General features: G+C 66.5%; 28 protein-coding genes. 6 read left to right on the forward strand and 22 right to left on the reverse strand.

Annotated elements, in window-relative coordinates; all coding sequences use genetic code 11:
• Positions 1–60: 60 nt before the first annotated feature.
• The 7 genes from RALTA_RS08660 to RALTA_RS08690 form a co-directional block, all read right to left on the reverse strand.
• The gene (locus tag RALTA_RS08660; RefSeq protein ID WP_012353059.1) at positions 61–1,614 is read right to left on the reverse strand and encodes an acyl-CoA synthetase; all 1,554 of its coding nucleotides are present in this window, start codon (positions 1,612–1,614) and stop codon (positions 61–63) included.
• 14 nt (positions 1,615–1,628) lie between these two features.
• On the reverse strand, positions 1,629–2,705 hold the full coding sequence (locus tag RALTA_RS08665) for a branched-chain amino acid ABC transporter permease (protein ID WP_012353060.1): 1,077 nt from the start codon (positions 2,703–2,705) through the stop codon (positions 1,629–1,631).
• A gap of 11 nt (positions 2,706–2,716) precedes the next feature.
• Complete coding sequence (locus RALTA_RS08670; protein WP_012353061.1) at positions 2,717–3,745, reverse strand: branched-chain amino acid ABC transporter permease; 1,029 nt, start codon at positions 3,743–3,745, stop codon at positions 2,717–2,719.
• A 59-nt stretch (positions 3,746–3,804) separates the two neighbouring features.
• A complete protein-coding gene (locus tag RALTA_RS08675; RefSeq protein WP_012353062.1) occupies positions 3,805–4,545 on the reverse strand; it encodes a branched-chain amino acid ABC transporter ATP-binding protein in 741 nt (246 codons plus the stop codon).
• Entirely contained in the window at positions 4,538–5,299 is a 762-nt protein-coding gene (locus RALTA_RS08680; RefSeq protein WP_041232346.1) for an ABC transporter ATP-binding protein, read from the reverse strand. Before RALTA_RS08680 ends, RALTA_RS08675 begins: the two co-directional genes overlap by 8 nt.
• 92 nt (positions 5,300–5,391) lie before the next feature.
• The gene (locus RALTA_RS08685; protein WP_012353064.1) at positions 5,392–6,579 is read right to left on the reverse strand and encodes a substrate-binding domain-containing protein; all 1,188 of its coding nucleotides are present in this window, start codon (positions 6,577–6,579) and stop codon (positions 5,392–5,394) included.
• A gap of 108 nt (positions 6,580–6,687) precedes the next feature.
• Positions 6,688–7,347: a TetR/AcrR family transcriptional regulator gene (locus RALTA_RS08690; protein WP_012353065.1), complete on the reverse strand. Its 660-nt coding sequence runs from the start codon at positions 7,345–7,347 to the stop codon at positions 6,688–6,690.
• A 240-nt stretch (positions 7,348–7,587) separates the two neighbouring features.
• On the opposite strand from RALTA_RS08690, the gene RALTA_RS08695 reads away from it, so the two are divergent.
• Entirely contained in the window at positions 7,588–8,463 is an 876-nt protein-coding gene (locus tag RALTA_RS08695) for an alpha/beta fold hydrolase (RefSeq protein WP_012353066.1), read from the forward strand.
• Here the strand turns inward: RALTA_RS08695 and crcB are convergent.
• From crcB to RALTA_RS08730, 7 genes are all read right to left on the reverse strand, one after another.
• Positions 8,445–8,825, reverse strand: coding sequence for a fluoride efflux transporter CrcB (gene crcB / locus RALTA_RS08700; RefSeq protein ID WP_012353067.1), 381 nt, complete (start codon positions 8,823–8,825; stop codon positions 8,445–8,447). The genes RALTA_RS08695 and crcB overlap by 19 nt on opposite strands.
• Positions 8,825–9,310 carry a molybdopterin synthase catalytic subunit MoaE gene (gene moaE / locus RALTA_RS08705; protein WP_012353068.1) on the reverse strand — a complete coding sequence of 162 codons (486 nt, stop codon included), beginning with the start codon at positions 9,308–9,310 and terminating at the stop codon, positions 8,825–8,827. The genes crcB and moaE overlap by 1 nt, the downstream gene beginning before the upstream one ends.
• A 1-nt stretch (position 9,311) precedes the next feature.
• On the reverse strand, positions 9,312–9,569 hold the full coding sequence (gene moaD, locus RALTA_RS08710) for a molybdopterin converting factor subunit 1 (protein WP_012353069.1): 258 nt from the start codon (positions 9,567–9,569) through the stop codon (positions 9,312–9,314).
• Positions 9,570–9,601: 32 nt separating this feature from the next.
• Positions 9,602–10,840: a molybdopterin molybdotransferase MoeA gene (locus RALTA_RS08715; RefSeq protein WP_041232148.1), complete on the reverse strand. Its 1,239-nt coding sequence runs from the start codon at positions 10,838–10,840 to the stop codon at positions 9,602–9,604.
• 171 nt (positions 10,841–11,011) lie between these two features.
• Positions 11,012–12,457 carry a threonine synthase gene (gene thrC, locus RALTA_RS08720; RefSeq protein WP_012353071.1) on the reverse strand — a complete coding sequence of 482 codons (1,446 nt, stop codon included), beginning with the start codon at positions 12,455–12,457 and terminating at the stop codon, positions 11,012–11,014.
• A gap of 21 nt (positions 12,458–12,478) precedes the next feature.
• Positions 12,479–13,789 carry a homoserine dehydrogenase gene (locus RALTA_RS08725; RefSeq protein ID WP_012353072.1) on the reverse strand — a complete coding sequence of 437 codons (1,311 nt, stop codon included), beginning with the start codon at positions 13,787–13,789 and terminating at the stop codon, positions 12,479–12,481.
• Between the two features lie 48 nt (positions 13,790–13,837).
• Entirely contained in the window at positions 13,838–15,073 is a 1,236-nt protein-coding gene (locus RALTA_RS08730) for a pyridoxal phosphate-dependent aminotransferase (protein ID WP_012353073.1), read from the reverse strand.
• A 315-nt stretch (positions 15,074–15,388) separates the two neighbouring features.
• Here RALTA_RS08730 and RALTA_RS08735 point away from each other — a divergent pair, with 315 nt between their 5' ends.
• The 5 genes from RALTA_RS08735 to RALTA_RS08755 all read left to right on the forward strand — a co-directional run bounded on the left by RALTA_RS08735 (position 15,389) and on the right by RALTA_RS08755 (position 19,771).
• Positions 15,389–15,772, forward strand: coding sequence for an Mth938-like domain-containing protein (locus tag RALTA_RS08735; RefSeq protein ID WP_012353074.1), 384 nt, complete (start codon positions 15,389–15,391; stop codon positions 15,770–15,772).
• A gap of 142 nt (positions 15,773–15,914) precedes the next feature.
• Positions 15,915–16,379 carry a peroxiredoxin gene (locus RALTA_RS08740; protein ID WP_012353075.1) on the forward strand — a complete coding sequence of 155 codons (465 nt, stop codon included), beginning with the start codon at positions 15,915–15,917 and terminating at the stop codon, positions 16,377–16,379.
• Between the two features lie 423 nt (positions 16,380–16,802).
• On the forward strand, positions 16,803–18,506 hold the full coding sequence (locus tag RALTA_RS08745) for a PhoH family protein (RefSeq protein WP_012353076.1): 1,704 nt from the start codon (positions 16,803–16,805) through the stop codon (positions 18,504–18,506).
• 129 nt (positions 18,507–18,635) lie between these two features.
• Entirely contained in the window at positions 18,636–19,043 is a 408-nt protein-coding gene (locus RALTA_RS08750; protein WP_012353077.1) for a hypothetical protein, read from the forward strand.
• A gap of 47 nt (positions 19,044–19,090) precedes the next feature.
• Positions 19,091–19,771 (forward strand): C40 family peptidase, encoded by a 681-nt coding sequence (locus tag RALTA_RS08755; RefSeq protein WP_012353078.1) that lies wholly within the window; start codon positions 19,091–19,093, stop codon positions 19,769–19,771.
• A gap of 72 nt (positions 19,772–19,843) precedes the next feature.
• On the opposite strand, the gene RALTA_RS08760 is transcribed toward RALTA_RS08755, so the two are convergent.
• The 8 genes from RALTA_RS08760 to RALTA_RS08795 form a co-directional block, all read right to left on the reverse strand.
• Entirely contained in the window at positions 19,844–20,851 is a 1,008-nt protein-coding gene (locus RALTA_RS08760; RefSeq protein ID WP_012353079.1) for an inorganic phosphate transporter, read from the reverse strand.
• 13 nt (positions 20,852–20,864) lie between these two features.
• Positions 20,865–21,491 carry a DUF47 domain-containing protein gene (locus RALTA_RS08765; protein ID WP_010809517.1) on the reverse strand — a complete coding sequence of 209 codons (627 nt, stop codon included), beginning with the start codon at positions 21,489–21,491 and terminating at the stop codon, positions 20,865–20,867.
• A gap of 190 nt (positions 21,492–21,681) precedes the next feature.
• Positions 21,682–23,073, reverse strand: coding sequence for a replicative DNA helicase (locus tag RALTA_RS08770; RefSeq protein ID WP_012353080.1), 1,392 nt, complete (start codon positions 23,071–23,073; stop codon positions 21,682–21,684).
• 180 nt (positions 23,074–23,253) lie between these two features.
• A complete protein-coding gene (rplI, locus tag RALTA_RS08775) occupies positions 23,254–23,706 on the reverse strand; it encodes a 50S ribosomal protein L9 (protein ID WP_012353081.1) in 453 nt (150 codons plus the stop codon).
• Positions 23,707–23,737: 31 nt separating this feature from the next.
• Positions 23,738–24,016: a 30S ribosomal protein S18 gene (rpsR, locus tag RALTA_RS08780; protein WP_006575387.1), complete on the reverse strand. Its 279-nt coding sequence runs from the start codon at positions 24,014–24,016 to the stop codon at positions 23,738–23,740.
• 3 nt (positions 24,017–24,019) lie between these two features.
• Positions 24,020–24,319 (reverse strand): primosomal replication protein N, encoded by a 300-nt coding sequence (gene priB / locus RALTA_RS08785; protein WP_012353082.1) that lies wholly within the window; start codon positions 24,317–24,319, stop codon positions 24,020–24,022.
• An 89-nt stretch (positions 24,320–24,408) separates the two neighbouring features.
• Positions 24,409–24,783: a 30S ribosomal protein S6 gene (rpsF, locus tag RALTA_RS08790; protein WP_010809513.1), complete on the reverse strand. Its 375-nt coding sequence runs from the start codon at positions 24,781–24,783 to the stop codon at positions 24,409–24,411.
• A gap of 119 nt (positions 24,784–24,902) precedes the next feature.
• The gene (locus RALTA_RS08795; protein WP_041232149.1) at positions 24,903–25,895 is read right to left on the reverse strand and encodes an asparaginase; all 993 of its coding nucleotides are present in this window, start codon (positions 25,893–25,895) and stop codon (positions 24,903–24,905) included.
• Positions 25,896–25,933 lie beyond the last annotated feature (38 nt).

Below are 25,933 nucleotides of genomic sequence, written 5' to 3' on the forward strand. Positions count from 1 at the left end.
AGACTGCACTGCGACCGCGAACATCGGGGACAACATCAAACGAGGGGACTGGTGCGCGCCTCAGCCACTGTTGCCGGCCAGGCCGGCACGCAGCTTGTGCTTTTCGACCTTGCCGGATGGCGTGCGCGGCAATGCATCGACAAAGCGCACGTGGCGCGGCACCTTGTAGCCGGCAAGGTGCGCCCTGCAATGGGCGACCACGGCATCGGCATCCAGCACGCTCCCCGGGCGCAACACCACCAGCGCCATGCCGACCTCGCCCCAGCGCGCGTCCGGCATGCCGATCACCGCGGCCTCGGCCACCTCCGGCAGCTGGAACAGCACGTTCTCGACCTCGGCCGGATACACGTTCTCTCCGCCCGAGATAAACATGTCCTTGGCGCGGTCGACGATGTAGTAGTCACCGTCTGCGTCGAAATAAGCGATGTCGCCCGAATGCAGCCAGCCGTCGCGCAGCGCCTGAGCGGTGGCCTCGGGCAGGTTCCAGTAGCCCGGCGTCACGCCCGGCCCCTTGATCAGCAACTCGCCGCGCTCGCCGGGGCCCACGTCGGCGCCGAGCGGATCGACGATGCGGGTCAGCATCGATCCCACCGGCTTGCCGATGCTGCCGAGCTTGCGGCGCGCGGTGTCCTCGTCGCAAACGAAGACCGTGGGGCCGGTTTCGGTCATGCCGAAGCCGAAGCGGATGGTCACGCCCTTGGCCAGGTAAGCCTCCAGCAATGGCCGGGGCACCGGCGAACCGCCCGCCGCCATATTGCGCACGCCGGACAGGTCCGTGTGCGCGAAGCGCGGATGCTGGCTCAGGAACAGGTACACCGCCGGCACCGCGAAGAACATCGTGATGCCCGCGCCGCTGCCGCGGTCGAGCCGGCTCAGGACCGCCTGCGGCTCGAACTGCCGCAGGATGTGCACGGTGCCGCCGGCGTGCAGCACCGGGTTGGCGTACAGGTTCAGCCCCCCGGTATGGAAGAACGGCAGCACATTGAGGAACACGTCGTCGCGCGTGATCTGGTTGGCCAGCATCGCGTTGACGGCATTGAAGAAGACCATGCCGTAGGTCTGGATCACGCCCTTGGGCTTGCCCGTGGTACCGGAGGTGTACAGCAAGTGCCAGATTTCGTTCTCGTCGCGGCACGGCATCTCGATGATGCGCCCGGATGCGGCGTCGAGCACGGCTTCATATTCGGTCCAGCCGGCGGGCACGTCGGCGGCTTCGTCATCCGCCAGGTGCAGCACCGCGCGCAACGGCAGGGCGCGCGCCAGTTCCGCCGCCACGCCCAGGAAACCGTCGCCCGCCACCAGCACTTGCGGCGTGCAGTCCTGCAGGATCGGCAGCAGTTCGGCCACAGGCAGGCGCCAGTTCAGGCAGACCATCACCATGCCCGCCTTGGCGCAGCCATACAGCATCTCGAGATAGTCCGAGCTGTTGTGCGCCAGCACCGCCACGCGCGTTCCCGGTGCCAGCCGCAGATGGTCGCGCAGGTATTCGGCAAAGCGGCTGGCGCGCTCGTCGACATGGCGATAGGTCACGTGGCGGCCGCTCTCCACGTCCACCAGCGCCACCTTGTCGGGGAAATGCTGCGCGTTCCGGTGCAGCCAGTCGATCACGTACATGGGCTAGCCTCCGCTCAGCTGGCGATGTCCTGGACCGGCCCGCTGCCGCGCAGCCGCCCCACCACGCCTTGCGGGAAATAATAGACGCTCAGCACGAACAGCAGGCCCAGCCAAAGCAGCCAGCGGTCCGGATGCAGCAGTGCGGACAGCAGCGGCAGCGCCGCGGTGCCGTCGCTGGCCAGCTTCATCACGTCCTGCAGGTAGGTCTGCGCCACCAGGAACAGCACGGTGCCGATCACCGCGCCGTAAAGCGTGCCCATGCCGCCGATCACCACGATCAGCAGGATGTCGACCATGATCTCGAACGACAGCGAGGTGTCGGGCCCGTTGTAGCGCAACCAGACTGCCATCAGCACGCCCGCCAGCGTGGCGAACATGGCCGACAGCACGGTCGACACCGTGCGGTACACCACGGTACGGTAGCCGATCGCCTCGGCGCGGAAGTCGTTCTCGCGGATCGCCTGCAGCACCCGGCCGAACGGCGAGTTGACGATGCGCAGCAGCGCCAGGAACAGCACCAGCGCGCCGGCGAACACAAGGTAGTAGCTGAGCAGCTTGCCGCTCAGCGGCACGCCCAGCCATTCGGCGTCGCTCAGCATGAAGCCGGGACGCAGCACCTCGGGCACCTTGAAGGTCAGCCCGTCCTCGCCGCCGGTCCACTCCGACAGCTGCGAGACCAGCGTGGCGAAAGCAGTGGCCACCGCCAGCGTGATCATGGCGAAGAAGATCGCCCGCACCCGCAGCGAGAACAGCCCGATCAGCAAGGCCAGCAGCGCCGACACCGCCAGCGCGCCGGCCGTGCCGGCCAGCAACGCGCCCCAGCCCGGTTCCATGCGCGACATGGCAATGGCCACGCCATAGCCGCCGATGCCGAAGAACATGGTGTGGGCGAACGAGACGATGCCGGTATAGCCCAGCAGCAGGTCGTAGCTCGCCACCAGCACCACGAAGATGCAGATCTTGGCCGCCATGTTCAGCGCGCGCGCACCGGGGAACGCAAACGGCGCGCACGCCAGCGCCACCAGGATCAGCAGCAGCAGCGCCGTCAGCACGCGGCTGCGCGGCAGGTCGCCGGAAAGAAGTCGGATCATGGTCGTTGCCCTCAGCGCCGCGCCACCGGAAACAGCCCTTGCGGGCGCCACAGCAGGATCAGCATCATCAGCAGGATGTTGGAGAACAGCGCAACCTTTGGGAACAGGAAACCGGTGTAGTTCGCCATCAGCCCTACCAGCAGTGCCCCGACAAAGCAGCCGGTGGTTGAGCCCAGTCCGCCGATGATGATCACGATGAAGATCAGCACATTGACCTGCGCGCCGATCGCCGCCGTGATGTTCTGCTGGTACAGCCCCCACAGCACCCCGCCCAGCCCTGCCAGCGCCGCCCCGGCGACGAACACGCCGACAAACAGGCGGCGCACCCGGTAGCCCAGCGCCTCGACCATCTCGCGGTTCTCCACCCCGGCGCGGATCAGCAGGCCGATGCGGGTACGGTTGAGCAGCAGCAACATGGCAATGAAGATCACCAGCCCCAGCGCCATCGCGATCAGCCGGTATTTTTCGATTGCCGCGTCGCCCAGCAGCACCGCGCCGCGGAACGTGGTGGGCACCTGCAGCGCAATGGTTTCCGGGCCCCAAATCGCCTTGATCAGCTGCTCGGCGATAATCATGCCGCCCATCGTGATCAGGATCTGCTTGAGGTGCTGGCCGTAGACCGGACGCACCACCACGCGTTCGAAGAAGAGCCCGACCGCGCCGGCCGCCACCATCGCCGCGGCGATCGCCAGGGCAAAGACCGACAGATTCAGCGCCAGGCTGTCGGCCTCGACCCAGCCAGCCAGCGGCAGCAGCACCGACGCCGCGACATAGGCGCCCAGCGCGATAAAGGCGCCATGGCCGAAGTTGAGCACGTCCATCAGGCCGAACACCAGCGTCAGTCCGGACGACACCACGAAGATGATCATCCCCATCGCCAGGCCGGCAATGGTCAGCGTCAGCCAGGTCGACGGGCTGCCGACCAGCGGAAAGGCCAGCAGCATCAGCAAGGGCGCGAGCGCCAGCGGGGTCCAGTCGAGACGGACGCCGGGCGGTGCGGCCGGGGTTGCGGCCGGCAAGGTGGTGGATGAAGTCGTCATGTGTCTGTTCGTGCTGATTGTGTGCTGCCTTGGGCGCCAACCTGCGCAACTGCAAAGGCCTACTGGTGCGCCGCCAGCGACAACCCCAGCAGCTGCTGCTGCAATGCCTCGTCCTCCGCCAGCGCCGCCATCGTCCCGGTATGCACCGTACGGCCATCGTCCATCACCGCCACCGTATCCCCCACCGACTTCGCCATATGGAAGTTCTGCTCCACCAGCAGGATCGACACCTCGGTCTGCTTCAGTTCGCGGAACACATGGATCATGTTCTGGATGATCGCCGGCGCCAGGCCCTTGGTCGGCTCGTCGACAATCAGCAGCTGGCGCGGCTCGATGATGGCGCGCGCCACCGACAGCATCTGCTTCTGCCCGCCCGACAGCACGCCGGCGCGCTGGTGCCAGAACGTCTTCAGCGCCGGGAACATGCGGAACACCCAGTCCAGCCGGCGTTCGTCGATGGCGCCGGTGCGGGCGGCCAGGCGCATGTTCTCGGCCACGGTCAGGTCGGAGAACACGCTCATGTTCTCAGGCACGTAGGCAATGCCGGCCTGCGCGATTGCCGGCGTGCTGTGGCGCGTGATGTCGGCGCCGTCGAAGCTGACGGTGCCGGCGCTGGCCTGCCACAGGCCCATGATGGTGCGCAGCGTGGTGGTCTTGCCGGCGCCGTTGCGCCCCAGCAGCATGGTCACGCCGCCGCGCGGCACGGCGAAGCTCACGCCGTGCAGGATGTGGTACGGGCCGATATGCGTCTGCACGCCCTGCAGCCGCAGGATCGGCTCCGCCGCGTTTGCCTCAGCCATGGCTGCCCTCCTCTTCCGGCAGGCCCAGGTAAGCCTGCTGCACCACCGGCGACGCGATCACCTCGGCCGGGTCGCCGTCGGCCACCAGCGTGCCGTTGTGCAGCACGATGATGCGGTCGGCCAGCGAGCGCACCACGTCCATCTTGTGCTCGACCAGCAGCACGGTCTTGCTGCGGTCCTGCCGGATCTCGCGGATCAGGTCCAGGATCACCGGCACTTCGTCGACGCTCATGCCCGCGGTGGGCTCGTCGAACATGAACACGCGCGGCTGCAGTGCGAGCAGGATGCCGACCTCCAGCTTGCGCTGGTCGCCGTGCGGCAGCGACGCCACTGCCAGGTGGCGCTTGCCGGCCAGCGCCACGCGATCGAGGATGGCCATGGCCTGCGCCTGCAGGTCGCGGTGGCGCGACCACATCGAGAACAGGTCGATACCGCGCTGCTGCCGCGCCTGCACCGCCAGCCGCACGTTCTCCAGCACCGACAGCTGCGGGAACAGGCTGGTCAGCTGGAAGGCGCGGCCGATCCCGCGCCGGGTCTTCTGCGACACCGGCAGGCGCGTCACGTCCTCGCCATCGAGCAGGATCTGCCCGGCGCCAGGCGTCAGCTGCCCCGAAATCAGGTTGAAATACGTAGTCTTGCCGGCGCCGTTGGGGCCGACGATGCAGGTCAGCTCGCCGGGCCGGAACGCGCACGACACCGCATTGACGGCGACGTGGCCGCCAAAGCGGATGGTGAGGCCGCGCGTTTCCAGCAGCGGCCGCGCCGCCGAGGCCGCCGTGCCCGCGGGCTGGCCCGCCGGCTGTGACGGCGCCGGCGCGGCCCGCGCGAAAGTGGCTGGCGTGTCCATCAGCGGTGGTTGCGCACGGGCACGTTCATTTCCTCGGGCTTGATCTCGCGCACGAGCTCCGGCACGCCCCAGGCGAAGGCCGGATCGACCTTGATCTTGAAGTGGTACATCGACTGCATCGCCTGGTGGTCTTCCTTGCGGAAGGTCATCCTGCCCTTGGGCGTGTCGAACGACATCCCTTCCATCGCCGCGATCAGCTTGTCGGTGCCGGTGTCGCCCTGCGTCTTCTTCAGCGCTTCCACCAGCGCGATGCCCGCGCTCATGCCGCCGGCGGTGAAGAAGTCGGGCGGTGCCTTGAACTTGCTGTAGTGGTTGGACACCAGCCACTCGTTGGCCTTGTTCTTGGGAATGCCGAAGTAGTAGTACGTGGCCCCTTCCATGCCCGGGAAGTTCTTGTAGCTGGCCATCGCGGGCAGGATGTTGCCGCCGGTGGCGATTTCGATGCCGTAGCGCTTGGGATCCAGGTCGGCGATCTTGAACGGGTTGCCGGCGCCGGCCCAGATGATGAAGATCACCTTGCGGCCGGGCTTGTCCTTGAGCGAATCGAACAGCCGCTGCGCGCCCGCGGTAAAGTCGGTGGTATTGGTCGGCAAGTATTCCTCATGCACGATCTTCGCGTGCTTGAGCGCGCCCTTGAAGGCCTTGACGCCGTCGCGGCCGAAGGCATAGTCCTGCGCCAGCGTGGCGATCTGCACCCCCGGCTTGTCCAGCGCCACGGCATTGGAAATCGCGTCCTGCGACGAATTGCGGCCGGTGCGGAAGATATAGCGGTTCCACTTGTCGCCGGTGATGGAGTCGGCCACCGCGGGCTCGACCAGCAGCACCTTCTTGTATTCCTCGGCCACCGGCAGCATCGCCAGCGCCGTGCCCGATGAGGTCGGGCCCACCGCGATGTCGGCGCGGTCGTCGCTGTAGGCCGCGGCCAGCTGCGCCTTGGCCACGTCCGGCTTGCCCTGGGTGTCTTTCTCAATCACCACCAGCTTGTTGCCGTTGACGGTCATGGTGCCGTTGGTGGCGTATTCCAGGCCCATCATCAGGCCGGTCTGGGTCTGCTTGGCATAGGCCTCGAGCGCGCCGGTCTTGTCATAGACGTGCGCGATGCGGATGTCCTTGGCCAGCGCGGCGCCGGCGCCGAGCAGCGCGGCGGCCATGACCAGGGCGCGTAGGGCGTGGGGGTTGCGGTGCATTGCGGTCTCCTGGGTTCGGTCTCGTTTGTGTTTGTAGGGATGAAACCTGCTGCAACTGCTGGGCATGCCGGCTGGCGGCGCATGCGGGCCGGTACTGCGCAATCGGGCCTATCGCGTCTGGCGCGGCTGCAGGCCGTGCGCGATCAGGTCGAAAGCAGTGTCGACCACCTTCTCCATCGACGGTGGACGCTTCCAGCGCGCATAGCGCATGCCGAGAAAATTGCTGATGCCGATCAGGCACCAGGCGCGCACCTCGGCATCGCCGGGAACGATCTCGCCCTGCTCTTCGGCGCGGGTCAGGCGCCGGCTGTAGAGCTCGGCGAAGACCTGGAAATAGCTGCTGTAGATGGTCTCGTCGACCGAGTAAGAATCCAGCACGATCCGGTACAGGTTCTTGTGGCGGGAAACGAAGGAGAGAAATGCCTTCAGGCCCAGGCGCTCGGCCTCCATCTGGGTTTCCGCGGCGGCAACGTGCTTGCGCAGGTGCGCGCGCACAAGCTCCAGCATGTGGCCGACCAGCGCGCGGAAGATGTCTTCCTTGTCCTTGAAGTACAGGTAGAAGGTGCCCATCGCCACCTTGGCTTCCTGCGTGATCTCGGAGATCGACGCGGCGTAGTAGCCCTTCTCGCCGAACACCTTCTCGGCGGCACGCAGCAGCGCTTCGCGTGTCTTCTGCCCGCGCGCGGTCTTGGGCGGGCCCATGCCGCCGGCGGGACCGGTGGCGTCGACGTCGGCTATGCCGGTGTCGCCAGTCTGGGTGGTGGACATCTTGTCTCCGGTGGCGCTGCGCGCCTTGTCTTGGAAATGCCGACCGCTGCCTGTATTGCCGGCGCCGACAGCTGCCTCCTCACACCTGCCGTCGCCCGGAACCGACATTCAGGCAAAACCTGATATCTGATTCATGTTTCATCGTATAAATTGCGGAGCAGGGATGTCAATAGGGAGCACCCTCACCCCCAGGCGGCATTCCGAGCCGCTCTTGCCCATCCCGCCACCCGAGACACGCCGTTGGACGCTTCCGATCCGCTACCCGCCAGTCCCGCCGCGCCGCCGTTTGAGGTCCATCCGGCGTGCGACGCCCTGCCCGGCTGGCGCGAAGCCGGCCAGGGACGGCCCCTGCTGCTGCTGCATGGCTGGTCGGTCAACGGCGCCGCTTTTGACGGACAACGCGCGCTGGCGCTGGCCGGCTTCCGCGTGATCGCCCCGGATCACGCCGGCCACGGCCTGTCGCGGCATCGCGCCGGCGCGACCGTGGCGGCGCTCGCGCGCGACGTGGCCGCGTTGATCGGGCACCTGGGACTGGCTGACGTGGTGGTGGCTGGCTGGTCGATGGGCGCGCTGGTGGCCTGGGCCTTGCTGCGCGACCAGCCGCAACTGCCGCTCGCGGCGATCGGCAGCATCGACATGACGCCCCGGATGGCCACCGGCCCGGGCTGGCCACATGGGCTGCACGGCCACTACGACATGGCGCACGCCCGGCAGATGGCAGGCCGCGTGCGCGCCGACTGGCCCCGGCTGGCGCCATCGGTGGCATCGGGCTTGTGGGCGGCGGGGACGTGCCCGGACGCGGCAGCGACGCAGCGCATCGCGCACATGGCGCAGCAGTGCGATGCCGCGGCGCTGGCCAGCTTGTGGGAAGACATGGCGCGGCAGGATTTCCGCGACACGCTGCGCGGGGCGCGCCTGCCGCTGTTCCACCTGTACGGCGAGGCCAGCCGCCTGTATGCGCCGTCGGTGGGTATCGCCACGCACGACCTGCAGCCCGCGGCGGGGTTCAGCGTGGTGGCCGGGTCCGGCCACAGCCCGCATATGGAGCAGGCACAGGCTTTCAATGCCGCACTGCTCGCGCTGGTCCGGAACGCCGATCAGGCCAGCATGCGGTAGGTCCAGAGACCCAGTGCGGTCAGCAGCAATGATCCGCCGAGATGCAGCAGCAAGTGCATCGCCGCCCAGCCGTAGTCACCGGCGATCAGGTTCGCCACGACTTCGCTCGAAAAGGTCGAGAACGTGGTCAGGCCGCCGAGGAAGCCGGTGATGGCCAGCAGGCGCCATTCCGGCGGCAGCCCGGCATGGGTATCGAAGAAGCCGACCGCCAGCCCGATCAGGTAGCCGCCCAGCAGGTTGGCCGCGAGCGTGCCGTACGGCATCGCCGGGTTGATGGCATTCCACAGCACCGAGAAGCCCCAGCGCAGCCAGGCCCCCGCCGCGGCGCCTACGCCGACGGCGACAAACCCCAACGGCCCCATCAGCGCTGGTCCTCGCCGCTGGCGTTGATCGACTGGATGCCCCAGCGCTTCAGCGCGTCTTCATCGGTTACCCGGGCATCGACCCAGCGCGCGCCCTCCGGCGTTTCTTCCTTCTTCCAGAACGGCGCTTCGGACTTGAGGTAGTCCATGATGAATTCGCAAGCCGCGAACGCATTGCCCCGATGCTTCGACGCGACCGCGACCAGCACGATCTGGTCCAGCGGCAGCAGCGGGCCGACGCGATGGATGATGGTGACGCCCAGCAGCTCCCAGCGTGCGCACGCCGCCGCCTCGATCTGCGCCAGCGCCTTCTCGGTCATGCCCGGGTAGTGCTCCAGCTCCATCGCGCTGACGGCACTGCCCTCGCTGACGTCGCGCACGGTGCCGATAAAGCTGGCCACGGCGCCGACCTGCGGATTGCCGGCGCGCAGCGCCGCGACTTCCGCGCCGAGATCGAAATCCTCACGCTGCACCCTGACGCTCATGTCAGCCTCCGGTCACGGGGGGAAAAAACGCGACTTCGCAGCCATCCGCCAGCGCGGTATCGGCGCGCGCCACGGCGTGGTCGACCGCCATGCGCAGCGCGCGGCCCTCGGCCAGGGTCTCGGCCCAGGCGCCGCCGCGCTGGCGCAGCCACTGGCGCAGCGCGCCGACGGTGCGCACCTCCGGCGGCACCTCGGCGCGCTCGGCGGACACGCCCAATTGTTCGCGCACGCTGGCAAAGAATCGGAGTTCGATAATCATCGCTGCCTTCTGCATCAGGTCATGCCGGCCGACTACGCGAGCAGGCCGTCAAACGGAATGAACTGCACGGTATCGCCGCGCGCGATCGCCTGGTTGGGCGGATTGTCGATCAGGCCGTCGCCCCAGACCGTCGAGGTCAGCACGCCCGAGCTCTGGTTGGGGAACAGGTCGAGCCCGCCCTCGGCGTTGAGCCGCGCGCGCAGGAACTCGTTGCGGCGGTCGCCCTTCTTCAGCTCGAAATCGGCGCGCAGCGGCAAGCGCCGCGGCGCCACGTCGGCCACGCCCTGCAAGCGCAGGATAAACGGGCGCACGAACAGCAGGAACGTCACGAAGCTGGACACCGGGTTACCCGGAAGCCCCAGGAAAAACGCCGGCTCGCTGCCGTTGCCGACCTGCCCGAACGCCAGCGGCTTGCCGGGCTTGATCGCGATCTGCCACATGTCGAGGCGGCCTTCGGCTTCGACGGCGGGCTTGATATGGTCTTCCTCGCCGACCGAGACGCCGCCCGAGGTAATGATCACGTCATGCCCCTGCGCCGCACGGCGCAGCGTCTCGCGCGTGGCGGCCAGCGTATCGGGAACGATGCCGAAGTCGCTGACCTCGCAGCCGAGGTTTTCCAGCAGGCCGCGCAGCGTGAAGCGGTTGGAGTTGTAGATGGCGCCCGGCTTGAGGGGCTCGCCCGGCATGGCAAGCTCGTCGCCGGTGAAGAACACCGCGACGCGCACGCGGCGTACCACGTCGAGCTTCGCCTGGCCGACCGACGCGGCCAGCCCGAGCGCCTGTGGCGTCAGCCGCGTGCCGGCGGGAAGGATCACGCTGCCGGCTTCGATGTCCTCGCCCGCGCGCCGCACCCATTCGCCGGACTGCGGCACATGATTGACGATCACATCCTCGCCCTCGGCCGTGCATTGCTCCTGCATCACCACGGCATCGGCGCCGGGCGGGATCAGCCCGCCGGTGAAGATGCGCGCCGCGGTACCGGGCTCCAGCGCCGTGCCGACATGGCCCGCGGGAATCCGTTGCGACACGCGCAGCCGGGTGCCGGCAGCCGGCACATCGGCGGCGCGCAAAGCGTAGCCATCCATCGAGGTATTGTCGGCCGGCGGCACGCGCAGCGTGCTCGTCACCGGCGCGGCCAGCACGCGGCCGTTGGCGGCCAGCGTGTCGATGGATTCCGCCTGCGCCAGCGGACGGGCGGCGCCAAGCAGCGCGTCGAGCGCCTGGGCCAGGGTCAGCATCGGGGGACGGGAGGGTGCTGCGGCTTGGGTCATGGTGCGATGTGGGAAAGGGTTGGCCCACGAAAAACGGCCCGCGCATTGCCCGCGCCCGCGCGCGGGGCTGGCAATCCGGGGGCCGGAGATCGGGCCCGCAGCCTGATTGTAGCGAGTTGGCCCGGACCCGGCACGCGGCGGCGCCGCAGCCATGTCCGCGCCTGCGCGCGCTTACAGGCCGGTGTGGCGGGCGATATAGGCCTTGACCTGCGCGGCGTCGGCCGGCATGACCTCGAAGCGCTGCGGCAGGCTTTCGATGCCCTCGAACTTCGCCGGGCGCTCCGGCTCGTGGCCCAGCGCCTCGCGGATGGTGTCGGCGAACTTGGCGGGCAGCGCGGTTTCCAGCACCACCATAGGCACGCCGGCGCGGAGGTGCTCGCGCGCCACCTTGATGCCGTCGGCGGTATGGGTATCGATGGTGATGCCATAGCGCGACGACAGGTCGCGGATGGTCGCCAGCCGGTCCTGGTGCGTACTGCGGCCCGAGACAAAGCCGAACTGGCGGATGCGGTCGAATTCCGGCGTGCCCGACAGGTCGAAGCCGCCCTTTTCCTCCACGTCGCGGAACAGTGCCGCCAGCTTGCCGGCGTCCTGGCCCAGCAGGTCGAACACGAAGCGCTCGAAGTTCGAGGCCTTGGAGATGTCCATGCTGGGGCTGGAGGTGTGGTAAGTCTCGGCCGACTTGCGCACGCGGTAGGCACCGGTGCGGAAGAACTCGTCGAGCACGTCGTTCTCGTTGGTGGCCACCACCAGCTTGTCGATCGGCAGGCCCATCATGCGCGCGATATGGCCGGCGCAGACGTTGCCGAAGTTGCCCGACGGCACGCAGAACGAGACCTTCTGGCCGGGACCGTCGGTTGCCAGCAGCCAGCCCTTGAAGTAGTACACCACCTGGGCCACCACGCGTGCCCAGTTGATCGAGTTGACCGTGCCGATCTTCTGGCGCGCCTTGAAGGCGTGGTCGTTCGAGACCGCCTTGACGATGTCCTGGGCGTCGTCAAACACGCCGTCGATGGCGATGTTGAAGATGTTCGGGTCCTGCAGGCTGAACATCTGCGCGGTCTGGAACGCGCTCATCTTGCGGTGCGGGCTCAGCATGAACACGCGGATGCCGCGCTTGCCGCGCATCGCGTATTCGGCAGCGCTGCCGGTGTCGCCGGAGGTGGCGCCGAGGATGTTCAGCTCCTGGCCGGCACGGGCGAGCGCGTACTCGAACAGGTTGCCGAGCAGCTGCATCGCCATGTCCTTGAACGCCAGCGTCGGGCCATTGGACAGGCTCAGCAGCTGCAACTTCGTGCCACCCTCCTCGCCCAGCGTGCGCAGCGGCGTGATGTCGGCGGTGTTGTCGCCCTCGCGCGCGTTGCAGTACACCTCCGGCGTATAGGTCTTGCGCGTCAGCGCGCGCAGGTCCTCGGCCGGAATGTCGTCGCAGAACTTGCGCAGGATCTCGTAGGCCAGGTCGGCATACGGCAGCTTGCGCCACGCTTCCAGCTCGTCGGCGGTGACCTGCGGATACTGCGCGGGCAGGTACAGGCCGCCGTCCGGCGCCAGGCCGCCCAGCAAGATCTCGGAAAACGATTGCGGCATCTCGTGGCCGCGGGTCGACTGGTATTTCATGACAATGGTCCGGTCCGGCCCTTAGTTCAGTTCTTCCATGCGCAGGCGCGTCACCGCGGACAGCACCGTGGGCAGTGCCTCGATCTTCGCGATGGCGGCGTTGACGTGCTTCTCGCGCGTGATGTGGGTCAGGATGATGATGTCGGTCTGCGGCTCGCCTTCGCGCGATTCCTTCTGCAGCATGGCGTCGATCGAGATGCCGCCTTCGGCCAGGATGCGCGTGATCTCGGCCAGCACGCCAGTCTCGTCGGACACGCGCATGCGCAGGTAGTACGAGCTGTTGATTTCTTCGATCGGCAGCACCGGCACGCTCGACAGCTCGTCGGGCTGGAATGCCAGGTGCGGCACGCGGTGCTCGGGGTCGGCGGTGTGCAGGCGGGTCACGTCGACCAGGTCGGCGATCACCGCCGAGGCGGTCGGCTCGGCGCCGGCGCCCTTGCCGTAGTACAGCGTGGCACCGACAGCGTCGCCCTGCACCAGCACCGCATTCATCGCGCCTTCCACATTGGCGATCAGGCGGGTGGCCGGCACCAGCGTCGGATGCACGCGCAGCTCCACGCCGTCGTCGCGGCGGCGCGTGATGCCCAGCAGCTTGATGCGGTAGCCCAGTTCCTCGGCGTACTTGATGTCGGTGGCCGACAGCTTCGTGATGCCTTCAACGTGTGCCTTGTCGAACTGCACCGGCATGCCGAACGCGATCGCGCTCATCAGCGTGACCTTGTGCGCGGCGTCGACACCCTCGATGTCGAAGGTCGGGTCGGCCTCGGCGTAGCCCAGCTGCTGCGCTTCCTTCAGGACCACGTCGAAATCGAGGCCCTTGTCGCGCATCTCGGACAGGATGAAGTTGGTGGTGCCGTTGATGATGCCGGCGATCCACTGGATGCGGTTGGCGGTCAGGCCTTCGCGCAGCGCCTTGATGATGGGGATGCCACCGGCGACCGCGGCCTCGAAGGCAACGATCACGCCCTTCTTGCGCGCGGCTTCGAAAATCTCGTTGCCATGCACGGCCAGCAGCGCCTTGTTGGCGGTAACCACGTGCTTGCCGTTCTCGATCGCCTTGAGCACCAGTTCGCGCGCGATGCCGTAGCCGCCGATCAGTTCGACGACGATGTCGATGTCCGGACGCGTCACCACCTGGTGTGCGTCGCTGACGATCTCCACTTCCCCGTTGGTCAGTTCGCGCGCGCGTTCGGTGTTGAGATCGGCCACCACGGCAATCTCGATGCCGCGGCCGGCGCGGCGACGAATTTCTTCCTGATTGCGCTTGAGCACGTTGAACGTGCCGCTACCGACGGTACCGATGCCGAGCAGGCCAACTTTGATGGGGTTCATGGACAATCTTCTGAGTTGCTAAGGATGGGTTGCGGCACGGCGGCCGGATCAGGCCGCTGCCTTGCCGTGGCGTTTTCGGTAAGCCTCGAGGAAGCGCGCGATGCGGCCGATGGCCTCGCGCAGGTCTTCCTCGTGCGGCAGGAACACGATGCGGAAATGGTCAGGCCGGGCCCAGTTGAAGCCGGAGCCCTGCACCAGCAGCACCTTGGACTCCTGCAGCAGTTCATAGATGAACTCCTGGTCGTCCTGCACCGGGTACATCGACAGGTCCAGCTTCGGGAACAGGTACAGCGCCGCCTTGGGCTTGACGCAGGTCACGCCCGGGATCGCGGTGATCAGTTCGTAGGCCAGGTCGCGCTGGCGGCGCAGGCGCCCGCCTTCGGCGACCAGGTCGTTGATGCTCTGGTAGCCGCCCAGCGCGGTCTGGATCGCCCACTGGCCCGGCACGTTGGCGCACAGGCGCATCGACGACAGCATGTTCAGGCCTTCGATGTAGTCGATGGCCGGGCGCTTGTCGCCGGACACCACCATCCAGCCGGCGCGGTAGCCGCACGAGCGGTAGTTCTTCGACAAGCCGTTGAAGGTCACCGTCAGCACGTCGGTAGACAGCGACGCGATCGAGGTATGGGTGTTGCCGTCGTACAGGACCTTGTCGTAGATCTCGTCGGCGAAGATGATCAGGCCATGCTCGCGCGCGATCGCGACGATCTCGAGCAGCAGTTCATCGGAATACAGCGCCCCGGTGGGGTTGTTCGGGTTGATGATGACGATGGCCTTGGTATGCGGCGTGATGCGCGCGCGGATATCGGCCGGATCGGGCATCCATTCGTTGGCCTCGTCGCAAATATAGTGCACCGGCGTGCCGCCCGACAGGCTGACCGCGGCGGTCCACAGCGGGTAGTCCGGCGCCGGCACCAGCACTTCGTCGCCGGTATTGAGCAGCGCATTGACCGCCATCACGATCAGTTCGGAGGCGCCGTTGCCCACATAGATATCGTCCAGGCCGACGCCTTCGATATTTTTTTGCTGGGTATAGTGCATGATCGCCTTGCGCGCGGCGAAAATGCCCTTCGAATCAGAATAACCTGCCGAATTCGGCAGGTTTCGCATCATGTCCTGCTGGATTTCTTCCGGCGCATCGAAGCCGAACACGGCCAGGTTGCCGATATTCAGCTTGATGATCTTGTGCCCTTCTTCCTCCATCTGCTTGGCCTTCTCCAGCACCGGCCCGCGGATGTCGTAGCAAACATTATTGAGTTTGTTGGATTTCTGGATGGGTTTCACGGCGATGTCGGGCAAGCGTGGCGTGCCGCGTCGGCGGCACCGGACTGGGAATCGGGGCGATCTGACAGAATCTGAAAGAATGCGGAGGCGCCGTCCGCTGCGATGCAACGCAAACGTGGCAGACAGGGAGGCAAAAGCTATAATTTATCGGATTATGACAGACTTCGGCAGGGATTCTTGCATTGCAGCGTGCGCCGTCCGCGCGCACCGCAGCCGCCTGCCCGCTGTCAACCTTCCATGGCCCGCCCGGCCCGTCGGCTCTCCGCTCCGCGGACCCGCCGGCCAGGCTGCGCCGGCCACCGCCGAGATCCCCAAGTGAAACTCCACGCCGACCAGCCCCAGTCGCTCAACACCGTCACGGCCTACGGGCCCGGGTATATCGAAATCAACCTCGTGCGCCACACCAACTCGGTGCTGGTCATGCCGGAGGGCGAAGTCCGGCCCTGGCCGGTCGACCGCTTCGAAGACCTCGAATCCGCCCACTTCGAGCAACTGGCCGAACTCGGACCCGAAGTGGTGCTGCTCGGTACCGGCTCGCGGTTGCGCTTTCCGCACCCGCGCCTGACCGCATCGCTGGCGCGCCGCCATGTCGGCGTCGACGCCATGGACATGCAGGCGGCGTGCCGCACCTACAACATCCTGATGGCCGAGGGCCGCAAGGTGGCGGCGGTGCTGCTGCTGGAACCCGAGGCCGCCTGACGCGCCCGCAGGAAAAGTTGAGCCAGCGCCACGCTTGAAGTCCGCGGCAGGCGCCCCAATCTGTTCGCGCTGAGGCGGCAGCCCCTGTCCCGATTCCAACGATCTCACCGATCTCCTGCCCCTCCCCCAAGGAGCCACAAGCATGACCGTCAGTCTCAACAAGGCCATCCCCGACTTCAGCGCGCCCATGACCGGCGACGCCACCTTCCGCCTGGCCGACTACCGCGGCAAGACGGTGGTGCTGTATTTCTATCCGAAGGACAACACGCCGGGCTGCACCACGGAGGCGATGAACTTCCGCGACCAGTACGAGGATTTCGAGAAGGCCGGCGTGCAGGTATTCGGCATCTCGCGCGACAGCCTGCGCTCGCACGAGAACTTCAAGGCCAAGCTCGAACTGCCGTTCGAACTGATCTCCGATGCCGACGAAAATGTGTGCACATTGTTCGATGTCATCAAGATGAAAAAGCTGTATGGCAAGGAGCACCGCGGCATCGAGCGCAGCACCTTTGTCATCGACGGCAAGGGCATCCTGCGACACGAGCTGCGCGGCATCAAGGTGCCCAACCACGTGGACGAAGTCCTGGAGATCGTGCGCGGCCTCTGAAGCCTCGCCGCAGCGCCGGCATTGCCCGTAACGGATTCGATCCGGACGCACCGTGGCAAACGTTGGGAAACCCAATTGCCAAACCCAAAGCCTTCGGATACATTGGCCCGTAATGAGTTCAGATTCCGGATGCCACGCTGTTTCGACTCCCCGGCCCAGGCGCTTCCCGCCACAGGCCGGTAGCGGACCTGCCATGTCGGCAGTCCGCCAAAGAGCCGCCAACCCTGTTCCGCAGGCATGGCGGCTTTTTTGTTTGCAGCCGTGTCCGGGCTCATGCCCGTCCGCGCCGGGTGCCTCGCGCATGCATGCCCCGGCCCGGGTCCGTCGCGCCGTCCCGAACACGCCGGCGTCAGCCGGCGTCTCGCGGCACCACGGACCGGACATTCCCGCCCCCTTCTTGTCCCCCTGAAAGGAAAGCCAAGCATGCCGCTGCCTACCATGCCCGCCAAGCCTGCCCAATTGCTGGACCCGAGCGAGTTTGCTCCGGTTTCCGCGGTGCCTAAGGCCAAAGCCGCCACACAGGGCAAGAAACCTGTGCCGGCGCTCGAGCGTGTGGCATTGCTGGAAACCGGCGACACACAGGCGCCTGAAGTCAAGGCCCGCGCCGCCGGCGGCACCCGCGCCCGCAGCACCGAGACGCCGGCGGTATCGACGCCGGCCGTTACCGCCGCGCCGGTGAGCCTGGTCAAGCCGTCGACCGGCACCACGCGCCGCGCGCGCAAGGCCGAAGGCCCGAGCAAGCTGTTCGTGCTCGACACCAACGTGCTGATGCACGACCCGGCCTCGCTGTTCCGCTTCGAGGAGCACGACATCTATCTGCCGATGATGACGCTCGAAGAACTGGACAACCACAAGAAGGGCATGAGCGAAGTCGCGCGCAACGCGCGCATGGTCAGCCGCACGCTCGATTCGCTGGTGGGCGGCACCGACGGCGTGCTCGACGAAGGCCTGCCGCTGGCACGTCTGGGCAATCGCGACGCGCAGGGCAAGCTGTTTTTCCAGACGCGCCTGAACGACATCAAGCTGCCCGAAGGCCTGCCGCAGGGCAAGGCCGACAACCAGATCCTGGGCGTGGTCAGCGCGCTGCAGCAGCAATACCCCGAGCGCCAGGTCGTGCTGGTGTCGAAAGACATCAACATGCGCATCAAGGCGCGCGCGCTGGGCCTGCCGGCCGAGGATTACTTCAATGACCAGGTCCTGGAAGACAAGGACCTGCTCTACGCAGGCGTGATGCAGCTGCCCGGCGACTTCTGGGCCAAGCATGGCAAGGGCGTCGAAAGCTGGCAGGATCCCAAGTCCGGCGCCATGTTCTACCGGCTCACCGGACCGCTGGTGCCGTCGTTCCTGGTCAACCAGTTCGTCTACCTGGAACCGGTCGATGGCAGCCTGCCGCTCTATGCGCAGGTCAAGGAGATCAACGGCAAGACCGCGCTGCTGCAGACCCTGAAGGACTACACGCATCACAAGAACAACGTGTGGAGCGTGACCGCGCGCAACCGCGAGCAAAACTTCGCCCTGAACCTGCTGATGAACCCGGACATCGACTTCGTCACGCTGCTGGGCCAGGCCGGCACCGGCAAGACGCTGCTGGCGCTCGCCGCCGGGTTGGAGCAGGTGCTGGACCAGAAGCTCTACAACGAGATCATCGTCACCCGCGCGACCGTGCCGGTGGGCGAGGACATCGGCTTCCTGCCGGGCACCGAGGAAGAGAAGATGCAACCGTGGATGGGCGCGTTCGACGACAACCTCGAAGTCCTGCAGAAGAGCGACGACAGCGCCGGCGACTGGGGCCGCGCCGCGACCCAGGAGCTGATCCGCTCGCGCATCAAGGTCAAGAGCATGAACTTCATGCGCGGCCGCACCTTCGTCAACAAGTTCGTCATCATCGACGAGGCGCAAAACCTCACGCCCAAGCAGATGAAGACGCTGGTGACGCGCGCCGGCCCGGGCACCAAGATCATCTGCCTGGGGAATATCGCGCAGATCGATACACCCTACCTGACCGAAGGCTCGTCGGGCCTGACCTACGTGGTCGACCGCTTCAAGGGCTGGAGCCACAGCGGCCATATCACGCTGGCGCGCGGCGAGCGCTCGCGCCTGGCCGACCACGCCGGCGACGTGCTCTGACGCGGACAGCGGGCCCGGGCACCCTTCCATGCGGAAGGGGCCCGGGCCCGCTTGTCGTGAGCGGCAAGCGCAATGCGGCTATGATGTCCGCACGTCCGCTTGTTGTCCCGCATCCCACTGGAGGCGTCGATGAATCCACAGCATCTCCGCCTGGCCGCGCTGATCGGCGCCGCCATGGTCCTGACCAGCGCGCCTGCCGCGCGCGCCGCGGCTGACGATCTGGTAATCCGAACCATGGGCCCGGTCAGCTATGTCTGCGGCGGTGTCGCCGAAGACGAGCGCCAGGCGCTGACCGCGCGCGAAAAGGATTTCAATATCGGCATCCTGTTCACACAGGGTACCGCGGGCGAGTTCCTGTCCGATGTCGCGGTCAGGCTGGTCCGCGACGAGCAAGAGGTGGCAACCTTCCGCGCCGCCGGCCCCCGCTGCCTGATACGTGCGCCCGAAGGCAGCTACAATATCGAGGCCAGTTACAAGGGCCAGCCCAAGTCCATCAAGGTCAGCACCGGTACGCGCAACGCCCAGCTACGCTGGTAGCGCCAAGGATTCCGGTGCGCCGGCAGGCCGGCGACCGGAATCCAGCGATGCCATTGCGCCGTACCCGTAGTTCTCACAGTCCTTCTGCACTGCCGCGCCCGATTACCCGGGCCGGCCTGCCGCTGCTGTGCGCCGCCGCGCTGCTGCTGGCGGCGTGTGCAAGCTCCCCACCCTCTCGCCATGGCAGCTTGCCGCGCACGCCCGGCAAGCCCATGACCGATCCCAGCGCCGGCCTGGAGGAAATCTCGATCCAGGCGATGTCGCTGGTCGGCACCCCATACCGCTACGGCGGCAACACGCCGGATGCCGGCTTCGACTGCAGCGGCCTGGTGCGCTATGTGGTCGCGCGCGCGGCCAACGTCAACCTGCCGCGCACCACCGAAGCCATGGGCACGCGCGGCAGTTCGCTGTCCCGCAGCGAAGTCGCTTCGGGCGACCTGGTGTTCTTCAACACCACCGGACGCGCCAACTCGCATGTCGGCATCTACGTCGGCCAGAACCGCTTTGTCCACGCGCCGTCGTCCGGCGGCACCGTACGGCTGGAAGACATGAGCAAGCCCTACTGGGCCTCGCGCTACAACGGCGCGCGGCGGGTGGTGGACGGCGCGGTCAACCTGCCGCCGGCGCCGGCGACACCGGTCCCCTCGCCACCCCCGGCGCCCGCGGTGCCGGAACCCGCCCCGCTGCCCGACGACGACGACCCCATCGCCGCGTTCGCCAACCGCTGACCTCCGGAGGCGCGGGCAAACAAAAAAGCCAGGCACTTTGCCTGGCTTTTTGCATGATCACCCGATCCCGCGTTACAGGATATGGCGCCCGATCCACCATGCGATCGCCGCCATGAAGGCCGATGCCGGAATCGTCAGCACCCAGGCCCAGACGATATTGCCGGCCACGCCCCAGCGCACCGCCGACATCTTCTGCGACGAGCCGACCCCGACGATGGCGCCGGTGATCGTATGGGTGGTCGACACCGGCACACCCAGTGCCGAGGCGAAGAACAGCGTCAGCGCACCGCCGGTCTCGGCGCAGAACCCGCCCACGGGCTTGAGCTTGGTGATCTTCTGGCCCATGGTGCGCACGATGCGCCAGCCGCCGAACAGCGTGCCCATGCCAATGGCCACGTAGCAGCTGACGATCACCCACGTCGGCGGCGGATCGCCGGCCAGCACATGGCCGCTGGCGATCAGCAGCATCCAGATGATGCCGATGGTCTTCTGCGCATCATTGCCGCCATGCCCCAGGCTGTACAGCGAGGCCGATACCAGCTGCAGCCGCCGGAACCAGCGGTCGACGCGCGATGGCGGCGTGCGGAAGAAGGTCCAGCCGACGATCACCATCATCAGCGATCCCAGCAGGAAGCCGAGGAAAGGCGACACCAGGATGAACGCCACCGTCTTCAGCAGCCCGCTGGCCACCAGCGCGCCGGTGCCGGCCTTGGCCACCGCCGCGCCCACCAGCCCGCCGATCAGCGCGTGCGACGACGACGAAGGAATCCCGTAGTACCAGGTGATGACGTTCCACGCGATCGCCCCGACCAGCGCGCCGAAGATGACATAGTGGTCGACGACCCCGCCCTGGATGGTCCCGGTGCCGACCGTGGCGGCCACCTTCAGGTGGAACACGAAGATCGCGACGACGTTGCACATCGCCGCCATCGCCACCGCATGGTGCGGCTTGAGCACGCCCGTGGACACTACCGTCGCGATCGAGTTGGCCGCGTCGTGGAAGCCGTTCATGAAATCGAACAGCAATGCCAGCGCCACCAGCAAGGCGATCACCCACAGGCTCATTTGTATGGTCTGCATGCCGATTGCCGCCTCAGGCGTTTTCCAGGACGATGCCTTCGATGATGTTGGCGACGTCCTCGCACTTGTCGGTGATCGTCTCGAGCTGCTCGTAGATGGCCTTCAGCTTGATCAGGCGCTTGACGTCGGTCTCGTCGCGGAACAGCTTGGACATCGCCGAGCGCATCACGCGGTCGGCCTCGGATTCCAGCTGGTCGATCTGCTGCGCGGTCTTGAGGATGGTGCTGGCATTGCCCATGTCCTCGAGCAGGCCCACGGCGATCTTGACCTGGTCGCAGCACTGCACGCAGATCGCGGCCAGGCGCAGCGCCTCGTCGGTCAGGTTGGTCACGTCGTACAGCGAGATGGTCTCGGCCACGTCTTCCATCAGGTCCAGGATGTCGTCCATGGTCGTGATGAGCTTGTGGATCTCGTCGCGGTCCAGCGGCGTGATGAAGGTCTTGTGCAGCAGGTCGATGGTGTCGTGCGTGATCCGGTCGGCCTTCTTTTCGGTGGCCTGGACGCGCCGGGCATGGGCCTCGGCGTTGGGCAGGTCGTTGACCAGGGCCTGCAGTTCATGGGCGGCGGTCACCGCGCAGTCGGCGTGCTGGTTGAAATATTCGAAGAACTTGCCCTCCGTGGGCATGAATCGGCCGAACATGGAATGTTCCTTGTGGCAGCGTGGTGTCGCTGCGATGGTGTTGCGGGATTAAGCGGACGCGAAGCATGACGGCCGCGGATAGCGGCTGTCATCAAAGCGCAATATTTTACAGGGTTGCCGGGACATTGCCCGCCAATTTGGCACAAACGAGACGGGCAGCCACCGACGAAGGCTGACCCGCTTGACTTCGTCAGTTGTCGTTGTCGAAGAAGGCCGGGCCGCCGCTGAAGTTGTCGAACTTCGTAAACTGGCCGAGGAAGGTCAGGCGCACCGTGCCGATCGGGCCGTTACGCTGCTTGCCGATGATGATTTCGGCAGTGCCCTTGTCCTGCGAGTCGGCGTTATAGACTTCGTCGCGGTAGATGAACAGGATCACGTCCGCATCCTGTTCGATAGCGCCGGATTCGCGCAGGTCGGACATCACCGGGCGCTTGTTGGGACGCTGTTCCAGGCTTCGGTTCAGCTGCGACAACGCGATTACCGGGCAATTCAGTTCCTTCGCCAGGCCCTTGAGGGAACGGGAAATTTCTGAAATTTCCGTGGCGCGGTTCTCGCCGCCGCCCGAGCCTGACATCAGCTGCAGGTAGTCGATGATGATCAGGCCCAGCTGCCCGCACTGGCGCGCCAGGCGCCGCGAACGGGCGCGCAGCTCCATCGGGTTCAGCGCCGGCGTCTCGTCGATATACAGCTGGGTATCGTTCATGCGCTGGATCGCATGCGTCAGCCGCGGCCAGTCTTCGTCGAGCAGGCGCCCGGTACGCAAGCGGTGCTGGTCGAGGCGGCCGACCGAGCCCAGCATACGCATGGCCAGCTGCGTGCCTGCCATTTCCATCGAGAACACCGCGACCGGCAGGCCCTGCTCCACCGCCACGTGCTCGCCGATGTTCAGCGAGAACGCCGTCTTGCCCATCGACGGCCGTCCGGCGACGATAATCAGGTCGCCCGGCTGCATGCCGCTGGTCATCTTGTCCAGGTCGATAAAACCGGTCGGCACGCCGGTGACATCGGTGGTGGTATCGCGGTGATACAGCTCGTCGATGCGCTCCACCACCTGGGTCAGCAGCGGCTGGATTTCCTGGAAGCCCTTCTGCCCGCGCGAGCCCTCTTCGGCAATCGCAAAGACCTTGGATTCGGCCTCGTCGAGCAGCTCGCGCACCTCGCGCCCCTTGGGGGCGAATGCCGCCGAGGCGATATCGTCCGCCACCGTGACCAGCTTGCGCAGCACCGAGCGCTCGCGCACGATTTCCGCGTAGCGGCGGATGTTGGCCGCGCTGGGGGTGTTCTGCGCCAGCGAATTCAGGTACGCCAGTCCGCCAACCTCTTCGGCCTTGCCCGCCACCTGCAGCATCTCGTAGACCGTGATCACGTCGGCCGGCTTGGTGGCCGAGATCAACCGGGCGATGCTCTGGAAGATCATCCGGTGGTCGAAACGGTAGAAATCTGCCTCGGAGAGAAAGTCCGCGATGCGGTCCCAGGCGGCATTGTCCAGCAGCAGGCCACCGAGCACCGATTGCTCGGCTTCGATGGAGTGCGGCGGGACCTTGAGGTTATCGAGTTGGGGGTCGGCGACGGGCGCGTTCATGGGGAGGGATTATAACGGCGAGCGGACACACTTCGCCGGACATTTGGCGACGGCGCCGTCCAGCGCAGCCCCGCAACCGGGCAGCCGGGCAACAAAAAAGGCAGGAGCCAGGGCTCCTGCCTTTTACAATGCCTGCGGGCTTCGGCCGGCGCGAGGCGCCGGCCTGCTGGCGGCGCGTCCTTAGACGCTCTCGCCCACCACCGACACGGTCACGTCGACCACCACGTCGGTGTGCAGCGCAACGCTGACCGGGTGGTCGCCAACCATCTTCAGCGGACCGTTCGGCAGGCGAACCTGCGACTTTTCCAGCTTGTAGCCTTGGCCAGCCAGGGCTTCGGCGATGTCGGCGTTGGTCACCGAACCGAACAGGCGGCCGTCCACACCCGACTTCTGGGTGATCTGGACGTTCAGGCCGTTCAGCTTCTCGCCTTCGGCTTGCGCGGCGGCCAGCTTCTCGGCGGCGGCCTTTTCCAGCTCGGCGCGCTTCACTTCGAATTCGGCGATCGCGGTTTGCGTGGCGCGGCGCGCCTTCTTCGACGGGATCAGGAAGTTACGCGCGTAACCGTCCTTCACCTTGACGATGTCACCCAGGTTGCCCAGGTTGATGACTTTTTCCAGCAGAATGACTTGCATCGTGTTTTCTCCGTTACGGACCTAGGGCCTATCAGTTCTTGTGCAGGTCGGTGTACGGCAGCAGCGCGAGGAAACGCGCACGCTTGATCGCCGTATCCAGCTGACGCTGATAGTGGGCCTTGGTACCGGTCAGGCGGGCCGGCGTGATCTTGCCGTTGTCGCCGATGAAGTCCTTCAGGGTGTCCAGATCCTTGTAGTCGATCTGTTCGACGCCAGCCACGGTGAAGCGGCAGAAGCGCTTGCGCTTGAACAGCGGGTTCTGTTGCTGGAAGCGCTTCTTGTTCTTGTTGTCACGTTTGACGAATGCCATGATTCAATCCTTTTCGAATGCTTTACATCCAGTGATGTGAAAGACGAGAGCCTTGCTATTGCGGTGCTTGCGGGCCAGGAATCCTTCGCAGTCGAGCAGCGTGCCGAGCGGTAGCCGCTCCAGACGCTGGCCAACCTGGCCGATTCCCATCGCAGCGATTGCAAATTCGACCTGCCGCGGCGTCTGCGCCTCGACGGCCTCGCCGCTGTACTGCAGGATGCAGTTCACGACGGGGACCCCGGCCGGGGTATAGCGCAGGGCATCGCGTTCCGCCAGGGTGGCGGCAAGCCGGAGCTGGTTCAACGCGGGGCCTCTTGCTGGTTGCAATCCTTGCGGTTTCCACCCGTGCCCTGGCCGACGCTGTCAGCCACGGCGCGCACCGCAGTCCGCACTCAGGCGGCCTGGCCTTCGGTGGTCGTTTGCGCGGCCTTGCGGGCTTCTTCGCGCTGCACTTCCTTCATCATCGGCGAAGGTGCGGTCTCGGCCTTCTTGGTCTGCACGATCAGGTGGCGCAGGACGGCGTCGTTGAACTTGAACGCGTGTTCCAGTTCAGCCAGCGTTTCCTTGCCGCATTCGATGTTCAGGCAAACGTAGTGAGCCTTGGCCAGCTTCTGGATCATGTAAGCCATCTGGCGACGGCCCCAGTCTTCCACGCGGTGAACGTTGCCGTTCTGCGAGGTCACGAGCTGCTTGTAGCGCTCGATCATGGCCGGCACTTGTTCGCTCTGGTCCGGGTGGACGATGAAGACGATTTCGTAATGACGCATTGACGCTCCTTTTGGGATTAGCCACCCGGGCGTCACGAGTCCGGTGTGGCAAGGTTGAATAGCCTTAAATTATAGCCCGCCCTTCGGCCACAGTGCAAGCCGCTGATTTCACGGGCAAATCAGGCGATGGCGAACAGGACCTGCAGCCTCTGTGGTTGGCGCGCCAGCCCGGGGTCCGCCGCCAGGGCCAGCGCCAGCAGCACGCGCGCCTTGTAGGGATTGAGGTCCGTCGCCGATATGAAGACACCGTCGGCGGGACTGGGTTGCGGCGGAATCGCCACGTGGCCGGCCCCGGTACGCGAGCTGCGCACCACGGCCACCCCGGCCGCCGCGGCGTCGGCAAGCGCCGTGGCAAGCACCTCGTGGACCGAGCCATTGCCGGCAGCGGCCACGACCAGCCCGGCGACGCCAGCCTGGACCAGCGCATCGACCGCGATCCGGCCCGGCTGGGCGTAGCTGGCCACGATCTCCACCATCGGCCAGGCCGCCGGCATCGGCCCGATGGGCGCTGCCGCCCGGGGCGCCCGGGCAAAGCGCACGTAGTCATCCTGCACGAACCCCAGCGGCCCGCACGGCGAGACAAAGGCATCGACCGCCGACGTATGCGCCTTGGCTACGTCGCGGGCCGCGTGGATCTGCTGGTTCAACACCACCAGCACGCCCTTGCCGCGCGCGTCCGGATGTCCGGCGACGCGCACCGCATCCAGCAGGTTCAGCGGCCCGTCCGCGGACAGCGACGTCGACGGACGCATCGCCGCGGTCAGCACCACAGGCACCGGGCACGGTTGGGTCAGATGCAGCGCCATCGCTGTTTCTTCCAGCGTATCCGTGCCGTGCGTGATCACGATGCCCGCGACATCGGGCTGCGCCGACCAGTGCTGCACCCGCGCCGCCAGCGCCTGCCAGAGCGCGAAGGTCATGTCCTTGCTGTCCACCTGTGCCACTTGCTCGGCCTCGATGCGTGCCACCGACTGCAAGGGGGGTACCGCGGCAAGCAACGAGGACACCGGCACGGTCGCCGCCTGGTAGCGGGCGCTGCTGGCGGCGCTGCCAGCGGCGCCGGCGATCGTGCCGCCGGTAGCCAATACGACGATGCGAGGCAATGGGGTCATGGGAGCGCGCAAGGGTTCATTCTGGGAAGAGGAACCGC

It is taken from the genome of Cupriavidus taiwanensis LMG 19424 (genome assembly GCF_000069785.1).
Lineage (GTDB): Bacteria > Pseudomonadota > Gammaproteobacteria > Burkholderiales > Burkholderiaceae > Cupriavidus > Cupriavidus taiwanensis.

Excerpts from the sequence above, each read along its gene's own strand:
- RALTA_RS08660 (WP_012353059.1), bottom strand. The coding sequence starts at position 1,614 with ATGTACGTGATCGACTGGCTGCACCGGAACGCGCAGCATTTCCCCGAC.
- RALTA_RS08665 (WP_012353060.1), bottom strand. The coding sequence starts at position 2,705 with ATGATCCGACTTCTTTCCGGCGACCTGCCGCGCAGCCGCGTGCTGACG.
- RALTA_RS08670 (WP_012353061.1), bottom strand. The coding sequence starts at position 3,745 with ATGACGACTTCATCCACCACCTTGCCGGCCGCAACCCCGGCCGCACCG.
- RALTA_RS08675 (WP_012353062.1), bottom strand. The coding sequence starts at position 4,545 with ATGGCTGAGGCAAACGCGGCGGAGCCGATCCTGCGGCTGCAGGGCGTG.
- RALTA_RS08685 (WP_012353064.1), bottom strand. The coding sequence starts at position 6,579 with ATGCACCGCAACCCCCACGCCCTACGCGCCCTGGTCATGGCCGCCGCG.
- RALTA_RS08690 (WP_012353065.1), bottom strand. The coding sequence starts at position 7,347 with ATGTCCACCACCCAGACTGGCGACACCGGCATAGCCGACGTCGACGCC.
- crcB (WP_012353067.1), bottom strand. The coding sequence starts at position 8,825 with ATGGGGCCGTTGGGGTTTGTCGCCGTCGGCGTAGGCGCCGCGGCGGGG.
- moaE (WP_012353068.1), bottom strand. The coding sequence starts at position 9,310 with ATGAGCGTCAGGGTGCAGCGTGAGGATTTCGATCTCGGCGCGGAAGTC.
- moaD (WP_012353069.1), bottom strand. The coding sequence starts at position 9,569 with ATGATTATCGAACTCCGATTCTTTGCCAGCGTGCGCGAACAATTGGGC.
- RALTA_RS08715 (WP_041232148.1), bottom strand. The coding sequence starts at position 10,840 with ATGACCCAAGCCGCAGCACCCTCCCGTCCCCCGATGCTGACCCTGGCC.
- thrC (WP_012353071.1), bottom strand. The coding sequence starts at position 12,457 with ATGAAATACCAGTCGACCCGCGGCCACGAGATGCCGCAATCGTTTTCC.
- RALTA_RS08725 (WP_012353072.1), bottom strand. The coding sequence starts at position 13,789 with ATGAACCCCATCAAAGTTGGCCTGCTCGGCATCGGTACCGTCGGTAGC.
- RALTA_RS08740 (WP_012353075.1), top strand. The coding sequence starts at position 15,915 with ATGACCGTCAGTCTCAACAAGGCCATCCCCGACTTCAGCGCGCCCATG.
- RALTA_RS08745 (WP_012353076.1), top strand. The coding sequence starts at position 16,803 with ATGCCGCTGCCTACCATGCCCGCCAAGCCTGCCCAATTGCTGGACCCG.
- RALTA_RS08750 (WP_012353077.1), top strand. The coding sequence starts at position 18,636 with ATGAATCCACAGCATCTCCGCCTGGCCGCGCTGATCGGCGCCGCCATG.
- RALTA_RS08755 (WP_012353078.1), top strand. The coding sequence starts at position 19,091 with ATGCCATTGCGCCGTACCCGTAGTTCTCACAGTCCTTCTGCACTGCCG.
- RALTA_RS08760 (WP_012353079.1), bottom strand. The coding sequence starts at position 20,851 with ATGCAGACCATACAAATGAGCCTGTGGGTGATCGCCTTGCTGGTGGCG.
- RALTA_RS08765 (WP_010809517.1), bottom strand. The coding sequence starts at position 21,491 with ATGTTCGGCCGATTCATGCCCACGGAGGGCAAGTTCTTCGAATATTTC.
- RALTA_RS08770 (WP_012353080.1), bottom strand. The coding sequence starts at position 23,073 with ATGAACGCGCCCGTCGCCGACCCCCAACTCGATAACCTCAAGGTCCCG.
- rplI (WP_012353081.1), bottom strand. The coding sequence starts at position 23,706 with ATGCAAGTCATTCTGCTGGAAAAAGTCATCAACCTGGGCAACCTGGGT.
- rpsR (WP_006575387.1), bottom strand. The coding sequence starts at position 24,016 with ATGGCATTCGTCAAACGTGACAACAAGAACAAGAAGCGCTTCCAGCAA.
- rpsF (WP_010809513.1), bottom strand. The coding sequence starts at position 24,783 with ATGCGTCATTACGAAATCGTCTTCATCGTCCACCCGGACCAGAGCGAA.
- RALTA_RS08795 (WP_041232149.1), bottom strand. The coding sequence starts at position 25,895 with ATGACCCCATTGCCTCGCATCGTCGTATTGGCTACCGGCGGCACGATC.